At 71.4% G+C, this 15,577-nt stretch carries 11 protein-coding genes; 4 read left to right on the top strand and 7 right to left on the bottom strand.

The genetic code is table 11. From position 1 onward, the window contains the following. Nucleotides 1-548: 548 nt before the first annotated feature. From AC156L_RS17300 to AC156L_RS17280, 5 genes are all read right to left on the bottom strand, one after another. Nucleotides 549-1,412 carry a S1C family serine protease gene (locus AC156L_RS17300; RefSeq protein WP_330875499.1) on the bottom strand — a complete coding sequence of 288 codons (864 nt, stop codon included), beginning with the start codon at nt 1,410-1,412 and terminating at the stop codon, nt 549-551. A 77-nt stretch (nt 1,413-1,489) separates the two neighbouring features. Continuing rightward, nucleotides 1,490-3,628 (bottom strand): putative bifunctional diguanylate cyclase/phosphodiesterase, encoded by a 2,139-nt coding sequence (locus AC156L_RS17295; protein WP_330875500.1) that lies wholly within the window; start codon nt 3,626-3,628, stop codon nt 1,490-1,492. A 365-nt stretch (nt 3,629-3,993) separates the two neighbouring features. Next, nucleotides 3,994-4,926 (bottom strand): ABC transporter substrate-binding protein, encoded by a 933-nt coding sequence (locus AC156L_RS17290; RefSeq protein ID WP_330875501.1) that lies wholly within the window; start codon nt 4,924-4,926, stop codon nt 3,994-3,996. A gap of 14 nt (nt 4,927-4,940) precedes the next feature. Next, nucleotides 4,941-5,417, bottom strand: a complete 477-nt coding sequence (locus AC156L_RS17285; protein WP_330875502.1) for a GNAT family N-acetyltransferase — start codon at nt 5,415-5,417, stop codon at nt 4,941-4,943. Further along, nucleotides 5,414-6,562 carry an LLM class flavin-dependent oxidoreductase gene (locus AC156L_RS17280; protein WP_330875503.1) on the bottom strand — a complete coding sequence of 383 codons (1,149 nt, stop codon included), beginning with the start codon at nt 6,560-6,562 and terminating at the stop codon, nt 5,414-5,416. The genes AC156L_RS17285 and AC156L_RS17280 overlap by 4 nt, the downstream gene beginning before the upstream one ends. Before the next feature lie 363 nt (nt 6,563-6,925). Between AC156L_RS17280 and AC156L_RS17275 the strand changes: the two genes are divergently transcribed. The 3 genes from AC156L_RS17275 to AC156L_RS17265 are packed head-to-tail and all read left to right on the top strand — an operon-like array spanning nt 6,926 to nt 10,511. Beyond that, on the top strand, nt 6,926-7,843 hold the full coding sequence (locus tag AC156L_RS17275; RefSeq protein ID WP_330875504.1) for an amino acid ABC transporter permease: 918 nt from the start codon (nt 6,926-6,928) through the stop codon (nt 7,841-7,843). Then, the gene (locus AC156L_RS17270; protein WP_330875505.1) at nt 7,840-8,607 is read left to right on the top strand and encodes an amino acid ABC transporter ATP-binding protein; all 768 of its coding nucleotides are present in this window, start codon (nt 7,840-7,842) and stop codon (nt 8,605-8,607) included. The genes AC156L_RS17275 and AC156L_RS17270 overlap by 4 nt, the downstream gene beginning before the upstream one ends. Then, the gene (locus tag AC156L_RS17265) at nt 8,604-10,511 is read left to right on the top strand and encodes an FAD/NAD(P)-binding protein (protein WP_330875506.1); all 1,908 of its coding nucleotides are present in this window, start codon (nt 8,604-8,606) and stop codon (nt 10,509-10,511) included. The genes AC156L_RS17270 and AC156L_RS17265 overlap by 4 nt, the downstream gene beginning before the upstream one ends. Nucleotide 10,512: 1 nt before the next feature. Here AC156L_RS17265 and AC156L_RS17260 read toward each other — a convergent pair whose 3' ends face one another. After that, a complete protein-coding gene (locus tag AC156L_RS17260) occupies nt 10,513-11,067 on the bottom strand; it encodes a flavin reductase family protein (RefSeq protein ID WP_330875507.1) in 555 nt (184 codons plus the stop codon). Then, nucleotides 11,064-11,603, bottom strand: a complete 540-nt coding sequence (locus AC156L_RS17255) for an NADPH-dependent FMN reductase (RefSeq protein WP_330875508.1) — start codon at nt 11,601-11,603, stop codon at nt 11,064-11,066. The genes AC156L_RS17260 and AC156L_RS17255 overlap by 4 nt, the downstream gene beginning before the upstream one ends. 676 nt (nt 11,604-12,279) lie before the next feature. Here AC156L_RS17255 and AC156L_RS17250 point away from each other — a divergent pair. Continuing rightward, complete coding sequence (locus AC156L_RS17250; protein ID WP_330875525.1) at nt 12,280-15,564, top strand: S8 family serine peptidase; 3,285 nt, start codon at nt 12,280-12,282, stop codon at nt 15,562-15,564. Nucleotides 15,565-15,577 lie beyond the last annotated feature (13 nt).

Genomic DNA, 15,577 nt, shown 5'->3' with positions numbered 1-15,577 from the left:
CGGCGAGCAGGTTGGGCTTCGACCGCAACAACATCCAGCTCCACCAGGTGCTCGGCGTGAAGCTCGACGGCACCGCGTCCGGGATGCCGCTGCGCCCCGACTGGGCGTGAACGGCTCGTCGCGCGGGTGGTGCCCCCACCTCCCGCGCGACGGGTCCCCGGCGCCGCGTGCTCCGCTGAGAGCGGGAGCCCTGTGAGGGGCGGGCTCCTCGGGGCGTGGTGAACGCCGTGGACCCCGGGTTCGCGGGCGAGGCGGCCGACTTCCACGCGCGGTACCGGCGGCGGTGTTCGACGACCTGGTGGCCCCTGGGCCGTCACCGTCGGGCAGGCGCTGCACCGGAGGGACCACGAGCGGCTGTTCCGGTCGGTGGACCTCCGGCCGGGCGGTACCGCGGTGGTGACCTGGAGCACGTGATCGGCGGCGTCCTCTCGGCGCTGCCGCTGGACCGGCCGCCGACGGGGGACCGGAGGGCGCTCGTCGAGGAGCGGATCCGCCGGTCCCGGTGGGGCCCTTCCCGGAACGCGTGCGCGTGTCCGTCCTGAAGGGGATCAGTTCGCCGAGGCCGTGAGCTGGTTCGCGATCTGCGTGGCCTGGTTGGACGGGATGGAGAAGCCGATCCCGACGCTCCCGGCCTGATCGGCGCCGGTCGCGGGCGAGTAGATCGCCGAGTTGATCCCGATCACCTGGCCCGCCGAGTTCAGCAGCGGCCCGCCGGAGTTGCCGGGGTTGATCGACGCGTCGGTCTGGATCGCCTGGTAGCTCGTGCCTGCGGACCCGCGGGTCTCGCCCGCGATGGTCACCGTGCGGTCCAGCGCGCTGACGATCCCGGACGTCACCGTGCCCTGGAGTCCTTCGGGGGAGCCGATCGCCACGACCTGGTCACCGACCTCGACCGTGGACGAGTCCGCGAACGTGGCGGGCGTCAGGCCGCTCGCGCCGGTCAGCTTCAGCACGGCGAGGTCGCTGCTCGGGTCGGCCCCGACGACGGTGGCCGCGTACTCCTCGCCGTCGTTGGTGGTCACGGAGACCTGCTGCGCCCCGGAGACCACGTGGTTGTTGGTCAGGATCCGCCCGTCCGCGCTGAGCACGACACCGGAGCCGATCCCGCTGCCCTGCGCGGCCGACACGGTCACCTGCACCACGCTCGGCAGCGCGGACGCGGCGATGGCGCTCACGTCCTCGGTGGACGTGCCGGTGGAGGTCTTCGCGATGGTGGAACTGGTCACCGACGCGTTCACCGCGGTCGGGACGGCGGCGGCACCGATGAGCCCGCCCGCGGTCCCGGCGACCACGGCGGCGGCGAACGCCGCGGCGGTCAGCTTGGTGGAGGTGCGGCGCCAGAACCCCGGCACGGCGGCCCCGTCGTCCAACGACCCGCTCATGGCGGGGAAATCCTGTCGCGTTTCGGTCATGGCTCCACTGTCGGGCCCGCGGTTGTGAGGAACCTGAGGGAACCCGGTGGACTTGCCAAGAGAAGTCGGCGCCCGGCTCAGCGTTCCCCGAGCAGCGCCCTGATGTCGTCCGCCGACACCGGCGCGCCGAAGAACGGGCCCTGGGCGCAGGAGATGCCCAGTTCGGTGAGGCGGGTGGCCTCGGTCTCGGTGCGCACGTCGTCCGCCATCAGCGGCACGCGCAGGACGGCGGCCCACTTCATCAGCGCCACCGCCGCGCTCTCGTCGATCAGGTTCGCGCCCTCGGCCAGCCCGTGCACGATGGCGCCCGCGAACTTCAAGCCGTGCAACGGGATCTGCCGGACGCGTTCGCGGGAGACGATGCCGCCCGCCAGTTGGTCGAGCACGAGCCGCACCCCCCGCTCCGCGAGGATGTCCAGCTCGTCGGCCTGGTCCTCGGTGATGATGGCGGGCAGCGACTCGTGCAGCTCGAACCGGAGCAGGTGCGGGGGCAGCCCCGTGCGCTGGAGCAGCTGGCCGATCTCGGCGACGAGTTCGGGTTCCTGGCAGTGCCGGGAGATCAGGTCCATGCTCAGCACGGGCGCCGCGGCGCCGAACTCGGCGAACCAGGCCCCGGCGTCCTCGCAGGCGCGGGCCATGGCCCAGCGGCTCAGCCGCAGCACCATGCCGGTGCTGGCGGTGAGCGGCAGGAACTGCTCGGGGTCCAGCACGCCGCGCTCCGGGTGGTCCCAGCGCAGCTTCGCCTCGACGGCGACCAGCGAGCCGTCCTCCAGCGAGCGCACCGGCTGGTAGTCGACGTGGAACTCGCCCAGCTCCAGGCCGCCGGGGATGGACGCGGCCAGCACGCACCGGTCGCGGTCGCGCAGGTCGCGCTCCCGGTCGTAGAGCGCCCACTGGGCCTTGCCGTCGGCCTTCGCCCAGCCGACGGTGATGTCCGCGCACCGCAGCAGCTCCGAGGCGTCCGCCCCGCGGGACCGGCGGGCGACGACGCCGACGCTGGCCGTGACGCCGATGCCGTGGTGGTCGATGTAGACGGGTTCGGTGAGCAGGTCGAGGGCCTCCTCGACCAGCGCGATCACCGACGGCGTGTCCTCGGGGTCCCGGACCAGCACGCCGAACTCGTCCGGTCCGATCCGCGCGATCCGCCCGACGCCGTCGAACACCGCGCGCAGGTGGTTCGCGAAGTCCACCAGGATCCGGTTGCCGACGTCGTGGCCGAACGCGTCGTTGACGACGCGGAACCCGTCGATGTCGAAGTGCGCCAGCACGAGGTTGGTCGGGCCCTGCGTGCCCGCCGCGTTCTCCAGCCAGCCGAGGTACTGCTGGCGGTTCGCCAGGCCGGTCTGCACGTCGTGCAGGCTCTGCCGCACGAGTTGCGACTGGAGCGCCCGCAGCTCGTTCATGTTCTCGATCATCGACACGAAGTACGCGGGCTCACCGGCGGGCGTGCGCACCAGGGACAGCGCGAGGAGCGTCTCGACGACCTCGCCGTCCTCGCGCAGCAGCCGCCGCTCGCCGCGGAAGTGCTCCAGCTCACCGGCGGCGAGCCGCTCCATCGCGACGGTCATCGCGTCCCGCTCGTCCGGGTGCAGCAGCGAGCTGGCGCGCACCGAGCGCAGCGCGTCCTCGTCGTAGTGCAGCAGGGCCAGCAGCGCCTCGTTGAAGTCGAGCATCCGGTCGTCGACGCCGATCACGGCGATGCCGATGGCCGAGGAGTTGAACACCGCCCGGAACTTCGTCTCGCTGTCGTGCCTGGCCTCCTCGGCCCTGCGGGTGGCGATGACGGCGGCGGTCTTGCTCAGCTCCTGCTGGTCGAGGGTGCGGTCGCGCAGCGCGTCGCTGTACCCGGCGGCCAGCGACCCCAGCACCCGCACGAGCCTGCCGGTCCACGTCGGCGGCAGGTGGAAGTGCGGGATCAGCGATTCGCCGATGAAGGCGATCGACCGCTCCAGCGTCTCCGAGGAGATGAAGTCGTGCTCGACCATCTCGCGGCCGATCCGGCGGCCCAGCTCGGCCACGGGCGGGTCGGCGCTGACCGCCCGGAGGACCTGCGTGGTCAGCGAGGCCAGCACCTGTTCGAGTTCCGCGCGCGGGACGTTGGACATCACCGTGCTGCTGATCAGCGAGGTCCAGCGGTGCGCGAAGTCCTCCCGGACGAGGGGGAACTCGTCGAGCGTCGCTCGTGGTTCGGGGGTCGTCCCCGAGTGGTCGACCATCGCGGTTCAGGCCTGTGAACCATTCGGGGAATGGTCGGGAGTCGTTCTCCGGGAACGGGAGAAGAGCACATCGTGGCTACCGCACCGTGGGGCGCTGTGCACGGACGCTCCTATTTCACTCGTTCGGGTTTCGGACCGATCGGTTGGCAGGTTAGCCGGTCCGTGTCACCCACGGCACAATCAGTCATGGCGTGTTGGCCGCGAGTGAGCTTACTGATCGATCGCGCTCGCCCCAACCTGAGCACCCGATTTTCGTCCTCAGGCGCGTCACTCGGTGGAGGGGTGTGCCTACTCGTCGGTAGGCTGCTAACCAAGTAGGCCGGGCCTTCCTCCGAGAGGACGACCCGGCCCCGGCTCCGAACGGATCAAGAGCGTTCCGGCGGACTGATCAACGATTCCGGGATCGCGGAATCGCGAGTGCCCCACTTCTCCAGGATTCGCTGGTAGGTGCCGTCCTGGATGAGCTTGTTCACCGCCTTCTGGAACGCGGGCGCGAGTGGTGACCCCTTCTTGAACGCGAATCCCACGTCGAGCCGTTTGAATTCGTTCAGGAACACCAGGTCGGGCTGTTCGGACGCGGCGTGCCGCAGTCCGTTGATCGTGCTCATGATCACGTCGATGTGCTGCTGCTGGAGGCCGAGGTAGATCCCGGCCGTGTCGGAGAAGCTGAGCACCTGGTACTCGGGCTTCCCGGCGTCGGGGCAGACGTGCTTCTCGCGCTCCAGCGTCGCCTCGAACGTGGTCCCGGCCCCGGTGCCGATCTTGAGCCCGCACAGCTGGTCGAGGCTCTTGACCTCCTTGACCCGGTCGTCGCCCCTGCGAACGGCGAAGCCCTGGCCGTCGTTGACGTAGGTGACGAAGTCGATGGTCTTCTTCCTGGCCTCGGTCACGCCGAAGTTGCCGGTGCCGACCTCGTACTTGCCGCTGCTCAGCGCGGGCAGGATGACCTCGAAGCTCGCCACCTCGCGGTCGATCCGCACGCCGAGCACCGTGCCGACCGCGGCGGCGACCTCGATGTCGACGCCCTGGACGGTCTTGTTGTCCTCGGCGTAGAAGGCCGACGGCGGGGTGCTGCCGACCGACGAGGCGAACTTGACCACCCCGGCCCGCCTGGTGGCCTCGGGCAGCAGGGCGGCGATGGCGTCGTCCTTCACCACGGAGCCCAGCACGTCGGCCGTCGGGGCCGTGGACCCCGTCGAGCCGCTGCCCGCTCCCGCGGACCCGCAGCCCGCCGTGGCGAACGAGATCGCGAAGGTCAGGAGCAGCAGCGGGTAGAGCTCGTTCCGTCTGGCGCGCACAGGTGCCTTCCCCATCAGGTGAGGGACTTCTCGAAGGGCAGTGGCCCGATGGTCAGCGGATCGGCCGACACGTCGAACAGCGGCGTGTAGCCGAGCGCGAGGTAGAGGCCCTTGGCCTCCGGCTGCCGCGGTCCGGTCGTGAGGTAGAGCCCGCGGTAGCCGAAGGCGACCGCCTCCTCCTCCAGCGCGGCCACGACCCGGCGGCCGAGACCGCGGCGGCGGTGCGCCGAGCCGGTCCAGATCCGCTTCAGCTCCGCGGTGACGGCGTCGTACCGCTTGAACGCCCCGCCCGCGATGGGCTCGCCGTCCTCCAGCAGGAGCAACAGGCTCCCGTTCGGCGGGCGGAACACCTCCGCCGGGTAGCGCGCCATCTCCTGGTGCGCGCCCTCGCCGTAGCGGGTCACGTACTCGTGCGTCAGCTCCGCCATCATCGGGCCGGTGAGCGGGTCCGCCGGATCGACCCGGCGGACCTCCAGCTGCTCGACGGTCATCCGTCGACCGAGATCGACTCGCGCACCGGCTCCCTGGCCTCCGCCGCCGCGCGCTCGCGGTCGCGCTTGGCGACCTCCTCGCGGACGATCGGGATCACGTACCGGCCGAAGTCGATGGCGTCGTCCAGGATGTGGTAGCCGCGGGCGGACAGGATGTCCACACCGAGGTCGTAGTAGTCCAGCAGCGCCTGCGCCACCGTTTCCGGCGTGCCGACCAGCGCGTTGGAGTTGCCCGCGCCACCGGTCGCCGCCGCCGTCGGCGTCCACAGGGCGCGGTCGAACCGTTCACCCCGCTCCGCCAGCGCCAGCAGCCGCTGCGAGCCGGTGTTCTCCGGGTTCTTCAGCGGGTGCCGCCGGGTCAGCGCGGCCGTGCCGCCCCTGGTGCGCTCCTTGATGGCGTCCACCGTGCGGTAGGCCTTCTCCCACGCCAGTTCCTCGGTCGCGCCGAGGATCGGGCGGAAGGCGACCTGGATGCGGGGCACGTCCGTGCGGCCCGCGTCCCGCGCCGCCCGCTTGACCGACTCGATCTGCTCGGCGGTCTGCGCGAGCGGTTCGCCCCACAGGGCGTAGATGTCCGCTTCGGCACCGCCCGCGCGGTAGGCCGCGGGGGAGGAACCGCCGAAGGAGACGCCGATCCTGGGCTGCTGCACGGGGAACGTGTCGCTGACGAAGTCGGCGAACCGGTAGTGCGCGCCCTCGTGGTCGAACGGCTCGCGCGAGGTCCACGCCTTCTTCACGATGCCGATGTACTCGCGCGTGCGGTCGTAGCGCTCGTCCTTGGTGAGGTAGTCGCCCTCGCGCCGCTGCTCGTGGTCGGTGCCGCCGGTGATGAAGTGGACGGTCAGCCTGCCGTCGCTGATCTGGTCCAGCGTGGCGAACGTCTTCGCGGCGAACGTCGGGTAGGACACGTTCGGCCGGTGCGCCAACAGGATCTGGAGCTTGTCCAGCTTCGTGGCCACGAACGCGGCGACCTGAGCGGGCTCGGGCGAACCGGAGCCGTAGGCGAACAGCACGCGGTCCCAGCCGTTGTCCTCGTGGGCCCTGGCCAGGCGGAGCGTGTAGTCCTTGTCGAAGGAGGCACCGGTGCGCGGGCTCGTCTCCGAGCCGTCGTTGGTGCCACCGATACCCAGGAATTCCACAGGCACGTCGTACTCCCCGGTGGTGGTGCGGAAAGGGCGCCCGCGGCGGTGCGGGCGTGCGAGAACCCGGAACGGGTCGGGGGAACGGCCGAGATCAGGCGTTGAGGGAGACGCGCTCGGCGGTGGGCCTCAGCGCGGACACGAAGCGGACCACACGCGACCGAGGTCGATGTGGTCGCGGGTGACCAGTCGCAGGCTTTCCACGACCCCAGTGCACCAGCGCTCCCGGTGTACGTCAACGAGGGCGGGCAGGTGTCCAACCCTCGGAATGCCTTGACTTCCCGGTGTCGAGCGCGCCTACCATCGGGTGCGGCGTTGAGGGACGCGGCACCCCTTCCCGTGCTGTCCCTCGCCTTCCGGAGACCTTCTGTGAGCGTTTCCACCGATCTCGTGCCGCCACCCACGGCCAGGACCGCCCCCGCGGCGGGTGTCGTGCCGCTGCGCCGACCCGGCCGCTGGATCTCCGCCGCCGTGGTGCTGGTGGTGCTGGCCGCCGTCGTGCGGTCGGTGATCACCAACGACGCCTTCCAGTGGGGCGTCGTCGCCGAGTACCTCACCGCCGAGGTGGTGCTGCGCGGCCTCGGCCTCACGCTGTGGCTGACCGTCCTGACGCTGGTGCTCGGGTTCGCCCTCGGCACCCTCCTGGCCGTGGCGCGGCTGTCCGGCAACCCGGTGCTCGCCGCCGTCAGCTGGGGCTACGTCTGGATCTTCCGATCCGTGCCGATGCTGGTGCAGCTGCTGTTCTGGTTCAACATCGGCGCGCTGTACCCGACGCTGTCCCTCGGTGTCCCGTTCGGACCGGACTTCGTGAGCATCAGCTCCACCAACCTGATCGGGCCGCTGGCCGCCGTCATCATCGGACTGACGCTGCACGAGGCCGCCTACGCCGCGGAGATCGTGCGCGGCGGCGTGATCTCGGTGGAGCAGGGCCAGGTCGAGGCCGCGCTGGCGCTCGGGATGGGCCGGGGCCGGATCCTGCGGCGGATCGTGCTCCCGCAGGCGATGCGGTCGATCATCCCCGCCGCGGGCAACGCCCTGATCGGCACGCTCAAGGGGACGTCGGTCGTGAGCGTGCTCGCCGTGCAGGACCTGCTGTTCTCCGTGCAGCTGATCTACAACCGGAACTACCTCGTCATCCCGCTGCTGCTGGTGGCGACCACCTGGTACGTCGTGGTGACGAGCGTGCTGAGCGTGGCGCAGTACCACGTGGAGCGGCACTACGCGCGGGGCGCGGCGCGAGCGCTGCCGCCGACGCCGTGGCAGAGGCTGGGGGGACGGCTGCGATGAGCGCCGCGACGGTCGTGCGGATCAGCGGCCTGCACAAGAGCTACGGGACCACGCCGGTGCTGCGCGGGGTCGACCTCGAGGTGCGGCAGGGGGAGGTCACCTGCGTGATCGGGCCCTCCGGCTCCGGCAAGAGCACGCTGCTGCGCTGCGTGAACCACCTGGAGAAGATCGACGCGGGGGAGGTCGAGGTCGACGGCGAGCTGATCGGCTACCGCAGGCACCGGGGGCGGCTGCACGAGCTGAAGGACCGGGTGATCACCCGGCAGCGGGCCTCGATCGGCATGGTGTTCCAGAACTTCAACCTGTTCCCGCACCTGACGGTGCTGGAGAACGTGGTCGAGGCACCGATCGGCGTGCGCGGCCTCTCCCGCGCCGCCGCCGTGGCGCTGGGCGAGGAGCTGATCGCGCGGGTCGGGCTCGCGGGCCGCGAGGGCTCCTACCCCCGGCAGCTGTCCGGTGGCCAGCAGCAGCGGATCGCCATCGCGCGGGCGTTGGCGATGGAGCCGAAGCTGATGCTGTTCGACGAGCCGACCAGCGCGCTGGACCCCGAGCTGGTCGGCGAGGTGCTGGCCGTCGTCGCGGACCTCGCGGAGGCGGGCATGACGATGGTCGTGGTCACGCACGAGGTGGAGTTCGCCCGCCGGGTCGCGGACACCGTGGTGTTCCTGGACGAGGGGAGGGTGGTCGAGTCCGGGCCGCCGTCCGAGCTGCTCACCGCCCCGCGGCACGCCCGCACCCGCGAGTTCCTGGCGAGGGTCCTGTGAGCGCACCGCCGTCGGTGCTCGTGCTGGTCGGCGGCGGGCCGCGCGCGGCCGGGCTGGTCGAGCGCATCGCCGTGAACGCGGCGGAGCTGTTCGGCGGAGCGGCGCTGGAGGTCCACGTGGTCGACCCGCACCCGCCGGGAGCGGGCCGCGTCTGGCGGTACGAGCAGTCCGAGCTGCTGCGGATGAACTCGATGGCCGTGGACGTCACGATGTTCACCGACGCGAGCGTGGTGTGCGACGGGCCGGTGCGCACGGGACCGTCGCTGGCCGAGTGGGCCTCGCTCGTGCGGTCCGGTGACCTGCGGGTGGACCTGCCCGAGGACGTCCTGGCCGAGCTGGGGCGGGTGGAGCCCACGACGTTCCCCAGCAGGCGGTTGCAGAGCGCGTACCTCGGGTGGTTCTTCGAGGACGCGGTCGCGGCGCTGCCGCCGGGGATCACCGTGCACCGGCACCGGGCCGTGGTGCGGCGGATCACCGGGTCCCCGCACGGGCGGCAGCGGGTGTGGCTCGCCGACCGGTCGTCGCCGCTCGTGGCGGACGCGGTGGTGCTGACGCTGGGCCACCTGGACGCCGAGATGGGTGCCGAGGAGCGGGAACTCGCCGACTACGCCTCCGCGCACGGGCTGGCCTACCTGCCCCCGGACTACTCCGCCGACAGCGACCTGTCCTCGGTCCTCCCCGGCGCGGACGTCGTGCTGCGCGGGTTCGGGTTGGCGTTCATCGATCTCGCGGTGCTGCTCACGCAGGGCCGCGGCGGGCGGTTCGAGGAGTCGGCCGAAGGCCTGCGGTACGTGCCGTCGGGGCGGGAGCCGCGGATCCACGTCGGCTCGCGGCGCGGGGTGCCGTACCACTCGAAGACGGGCTACCGGCTGCGCGGGGACCCCCTGCCGCTGCCCGTGTTCTTCGACGGGCGGGTGGTCGACGCGCTGCTGGCCTCGCCGGAGGAGTTCGACTTCCGCGCGGACGTGTGGCCGCTCCTGGCGAAGGAGATCGCCTGGGGGTACTTCCACGAGCTGTTCACCGGGCACCCCGAGCGGGTGTCCGTGTCGTGGGGCGAGTTCGCCGAGGCGTTCGCCGAGCTGCCCTGGTACAGCCCGGAGATGGCGGAGCTGGTGTCGTCGTCGGTGCCCGCCGTGGAGGACCGGATCGACTTCGAGCGGCTGGACCGGCCGTTGGCGGGGCTCTCGTTCGCGACGGGTGAGGAGTTCCAGGAGCACCTGCGCGCCTACGTCGAGGCGGACGTGGCCCGCAGGTCCGATCCGGCGTTCAGCGCGGACCTGGGGGCGTTCATGGCCCTGCTGTCGGTCTACGGCCAGCTGCCCCGCGTGCTGAACTCGCCGAAGCTGTCCCCGGCGTCGCGGCTGGCCGACGCGGACGGCTGGTGGAGCGGGTTCTTCAGCTTCCTCGCCAGCGGGCCGCCGCCGGACCGCCTGGAGGAGCTGCTCGCGCTGTCGCGGGCCGGGATCGTGAACTTCCTCGGGGCGGACGTGTGGGTGCGCGCGTCGGACGGCGTGTTCCTGGCGGGCAGCGCGAGCGTGCCCGACGTGGTGCGGGCCACCGGCCTGGTCGAGGCCCGGCTGCCGACCCACGGCCTGGGGCGCACCGCGGACCCGGTGCTGCGGGCGTTGCGCGGTGCGGGCGACGTCGTGGAGGAGAGGCTGTCGGACGGCCGGTCGACGGGCCTGGTGCGGGTCGCCGCGGAGGACAACCGGTTGATCGGGCGGAACGGCGAGCCGCACCCGAGGCGGTTCGCGCTGGGCCCGTTCACGACCGGCCGCGCGTTCGCCGCGTTCGCCAGGCCGGGCACGAACGCACCGGGCTTCCGGCAGAACGACGTCGTCGCCCGAGCCCTGCTGCGGCTGCTCGCCGAGGAGGGTTCGGGCGACGCCGAGAGCGTGGCCTGACCTAGTCCGCGCGAGGCCGGCCTCGGGCGGCCGAGCCGCCGTCCCCGGAGGAGCGGCCGACAACGGACGTGTAGCGCCCCTGGAACCTGATCAGCGGTGGGGTTCCGCCGGTGTGCTGGACCTCCAGGGGCTCGCCCACCAGCGCGACGTGGTCGCCGACGGCGATCCGGCGTGCCGTGCGGCAGCGCAGCCGCAGCGGCGCGTCCAGCAGGTGCGGGACGCCGTCGACGTCGGACTCCCAGTTGGTGCCGTCGCCGAAGCGGTCAGAACCCGTCCTGGCGAACAGGTCCGACAGGGCGCTCTGGCCCGCGTGCAGCAGGTGCACGGCGAACAGCGGCGCCGTGCGGAGCACCGGCCACGCCGAGGCGCCGTCGCCGATCCAGACGACGATCAGCGGCGGGTTCATGCTGGCCGAGGTGAACGAGCTGACGGTGACGCCCACCGGCCCGTCCGGGCCCTGGGCGGTGACGATGGTGACCGCCTGCGGGTGGTCGCGCAGGGCGCCCTTGAGCTCGTCCGCGAGGTCCCTCTTCGACTGCCGGGGTACGACGCTCATCCGGAGGTCCCTCCCGCCAGCGCCGCCGTCACGACGGCGGCCGTTCCGGTGTCCACCAGGTGCTGCGCGAGGGTCGCGACGAGGGCCTCGTGGTCCGCCAGCACCGACTCGTTGAGGAAGACCGCGGGACCGGGGACGTGGGCGCCCAGCTCGACCAGGACCGGGCGCAGGTGCAGTTCCGCGGCCAGCGCGTGCTTGTCCGACGCGGCCACCTGGAGCGGGATGGCGATCCTGCCCCTGAGCCAGCCGCCGGGGGCCTGGTCCAGCACCGCCTTCAGCAGGCCGGTGTAGGCGGCCTTGTAGGTCGGCGAGGCGACCACGAGGACGTTCGACCGCTCCAGCGAGGCCAGGGCGTCCTTGACGCTCGTGGAGCCGGGGGTGAAGACGTCCTGGGCCAGCTCCGCCGCGTCGACGACGGCGCCGTCCCCGGTGGCGGGGACGACCTGGCGGAGCGCGGCGCGCAGCGCCAGCGCGGCGTTGAGGGTCCTGGAGGCCGGGCGGGGGTTGCCCACCAGCGTGCCGATGAGTGCGGACATGAGGGCTCCTTGCTGGGCAACGGGACTCCGGCGTGGTCCTGGGCTACGGACAGCGGCAGGAGCACGTGCGCGCGAGGTCCACGTGGCGGCGTCGGGTCAGGAGCTGGGCTCGGTTCACCCCTCCGAGACTGCGGTGGTCGTGAGGTCGCGTCAAGGACGTTCAGTGAGCGGGACTTCGGGACGTCACCCGCTCGGTGGTCCGGGTGGTTCTGGGAGACCGTCGGCCGGTGCGGAAGGGGGGATTCCGTCCGGCCGACGGCGGTCGGCTGGCAGGGGCGCTCCACGAACGTCTCGGGGTGGGGTCGCGGCGGCCGAGGGGGCGTCCGCCGCGAACCGACGCCGGGTGCGGCTCCCGGTTGCCGACCACTGGTAGAACGGGTGGTGGCACCCCGGTGTTCCACCTGGTGCTCGACGTCACCCTCCGCGCCACCCCGGAGAACTGGGGTCATCGGTTGTCACGTCAATTCGTTACCGCTCCCGCCGAAGGTCGTCGTATTCACCGTTGACATGGGTTGACATTCCCTTCGATCAGCTCTTGACTGGAGCGAGGGTGTGCCAACCGTTATCGGAAAAACGGCCTCTAGCCTGGAAATGGCCTGCACACAAGAGACCTTTTAGTCCAATGTGGACTTCGACAATACGCTGATTGTCCTATTGTCCGTTCGTGCGCGGGGAGATGTGCTTCCAGCATTCTTCCCCCACGAAGGGTTTTCGCGTCGTGATCAAGTCAGGACTTCGGTGGAGACACCGCACCAGCGCGGCCCTCCTGGCCGCCGTGCTGGGTTCGACTGGGTTCGGCTTCGCCGCCGCCCCCGCACTCGCGCAGCCGCTGCCGCCCGCTCAGGCCGACAAGCAGCTCGACAAGCAGGACCGCGCCCTCCTCGTCGAGGCGGAGCAGACCGGCAAGACCGACGTCACCCTCCTGGTCGCCGCGGAAGCGGGCAAGGTCGACGCCGCCACCAGCGAGCTCCAGTCGCTCGGCGCCGTCGTCGAGCAGACCGACCGCGAGGTCGACTACCTCAAGGTGACCCTGCCGCGCGAGCAGGCCGAGAAGGCCGCGAAGCTCAAGTCGGTGAACGCCGTGGACGTCGACGGCCTGGTCGCCGTGGACAACCCGCGCCCCGAGGGCGCCACCACGCCGCTGCCGCAGAAGGCACCGGACGCGAAGACCCCCAAGGACAACCCGTACATGCCGATCGGCGACACGGGTGCCGCGCAGTTCACCCAGTCTCACCCCAAGTGGGACGGCCGCGGCACGACGATCGCGATCCTGGACTCCGGTGTCGACCTCGACCACCCGGCGCTGGCGACCACCACGACCGGTGAGCGCAAGATCGTCGACTGGTACAACGCCAACGCGCCGAGCGAGAACGACGGCACGTGGGTCGCGATGGGCAAGGAGCGCTACACCGGCGCCTTCACCTCGGGCGGCGTGAACTACACCGCTCCGACCAGCGGCGGCCCGTACGCGCTCGGCCTGTTCCGCGAGACGGCGAAGGACCTCGGTTCCGCGACGTCGGAGACCGGCGGCGACCTCAACCGCGACGGCGACCGGCTGGACACGTTCGCCGTGCTCCAGGACGTCGGCACCAAGGAGGTCCGGGTCGACCTGGACCAGGACGGTGACTTCACCGACCAGACCGCGATGATCGACTACAAGTACAAGAAGGACGTCGGCTTCTTCGGCACCGACAACGCCGCCACGCCGCTCGTCGAGCGGGTCGCGTTCGTCGTCCAGACCGACAGGTCGATCTACGACAACGGCGGCACCGCCTTCGTCAACCTCGGCATCGCGGGCGCCGCGCACGGCACGCACGTCGCGGGCATCACCGCGGCCAACGGCCTGTTCGGCGGCAAGATGACCGGTGCGGCCCCCGGCGCGAAGCTGCTGGCCGTCAAGGTCTGCCTCACCTCGTCGTCCTGCACCAGCAGCGGCCTGCTCGACGGCGTCCTGTACGCCGCGCGCAACGGCGCCGACGTCGTGAACATCTCGATCGGCGGCCTGCCCGCGCTCAACGACGGCAACAACGCCCGCGCGGAGCTCTACAACCGCACGATCGCCGAGTACAACGTGCAGATCTTCATCTCCGCGGGCAACAGCGGCGCCGGTGCGAACACCGTCGGCGACCCCTCGGTGGCCACGGACGCGATCAGCGTCGGCTCGTCGATCACCAAGCAGACCTGGCTGTCCAACTACGGCTCGGTCACCAAGCAGTCCGACAGCCTGCACGGCTTCTCCTCCCGCGGCCCGCGCGAGGACGGCGGCTTCAAGCCGGACATCACCGCGCCCGGCTCGGCCATCTCGTCCGTGCCGCGCTGGCAGGTCCCCGGCCCCGTCGCCGGCACCTACGAGCTGCCCGCCGGCTACGCCATGTTCAACGGCACGTCGATGGCCGCCCCGCAGGCGACCGGTGCCGCCGCGCTGCTCGTGAGCGCGTACAAGGCGACCCACGGCGGTGAGCGGCCGAACGTCGCGAAGCTGCGCAACGCCATCAAGTCCGGCGCCGACTTCAACTCCGACCTCGGCGCGTACGAGCAGGGCGCGGGCCAGTTCGACGTCAAGTCGGCCTACTCGATCCTGAGCCGCAACGGCGCCCAGGACGTCGTGACCTCCTCCGTCGAGGTGCACACCGCGCTGTCCGCCCAGCTCAAGCCCACCGCGGACCGGGGCGTCGGCATCCACGACCGCGAGGGCGTGACGATCGGCAAGGACTACACCCGCACCTACACGTTCACCCGCACCACGGGGTCGGCGAAGCCGGTCAAGTACCGCGTCGACTGGGACGGCGACACCAGGTCGTTCGAGTCGCCGAACAACGTCACGCTGCCGCTGAACACCCCGGTGTCCTTCGTCGTGAAGGTCAAGCCGAAGAAGGTGGGCATCCAGTCCGCCGTCCTGAGCCTGGACAACCCGTCCACACCGGGCGTCGACCTGAAGACGCTGAACACCGTCTTCGCCGCGCAGGAGTTCACCGCCGCCAACAAGTACGCGGTCACGCAGTCCGGTGAGATCGCCCGCAACCAGGTGACGAGCGTCTTCGTGCGCGTCCCCCAGGGTGCCAGCGCGCTCAAGGTGGACATGGTCGCCGGTGGCGACCCCGGCAAGGGCCAGGTGCGCTTCCTGCGCGTCGACCCGACCGGCATCCCGATCGACGCCACCACCTCCACGTCCTGCTACAACCCCGACGCCGGTGCGGGCTGCACGCCGGGCACGCCCCTGAGCCGCACGGTCAGCAACCCGCTGCCGGGCGTCTGGGAGATCGTGGTCGAGGCCCGTCGCACGTCCGACGCCGACAAGGCCCCGTACAAGGTGACCGCGTCGGTGCTCGGCACCACGGTCAGCCCGAACCCGGACACGATCGCGTCCGCCCCGCTCGGCCAGCCGGTCGCGCGGACCTACCAGGTGACCAACTCGCTGTCCGCGTTCAAGGGCGGGCTCGTGGGCGGTCAGCTCACCAGCGCCAAGGTCGCTCGTCCGAGCATCGCGAACCTCGAGTCGCAGACCTACGACCTCACGGTGCCCGCGGGCGCCAGCGCGGTCAGCGCGACCATCGGCAAGACCAGCGACATCTCGGCCGACCTCGACCTGACGCTCCTCAACTGCACCACGGGCACGTGCGTGGTGTCGAAGACGTCGGCGGACGGCGACTCCGAGGAGTCGGTCATCACCGCCAACCCGGCCGCCGGTCTGTGGAGGGTCGTCGTGGACGGCTACGCGGTGCCCGCGGGCACCACGGAGTACGACTACATCGACTTCTTCGCGTCGTCGGCGCTCGGCACCATCTCGGTGTCCGACCCCCACGCCGACCGCTCGGCGGGCACGTCGTGGACGGTCAACGGCACGGTCACCGCGAACGCCCAGCCGGGTGCCGGTCGCATCCTGCGAGGTGAGCTGCAGGTCGTGACCGCCGAGGGCGCCACGGTCGGCCGCGGCACGGTCCTCGTGCAGTCGGTCGCCTAGCGGTAGCGAACGA

This window comes from Umezawaea sp. (assembly GCF_057122925.1).
This window is presented reverse-complemented; position numbering and strand designations above follow the sequence as displayed.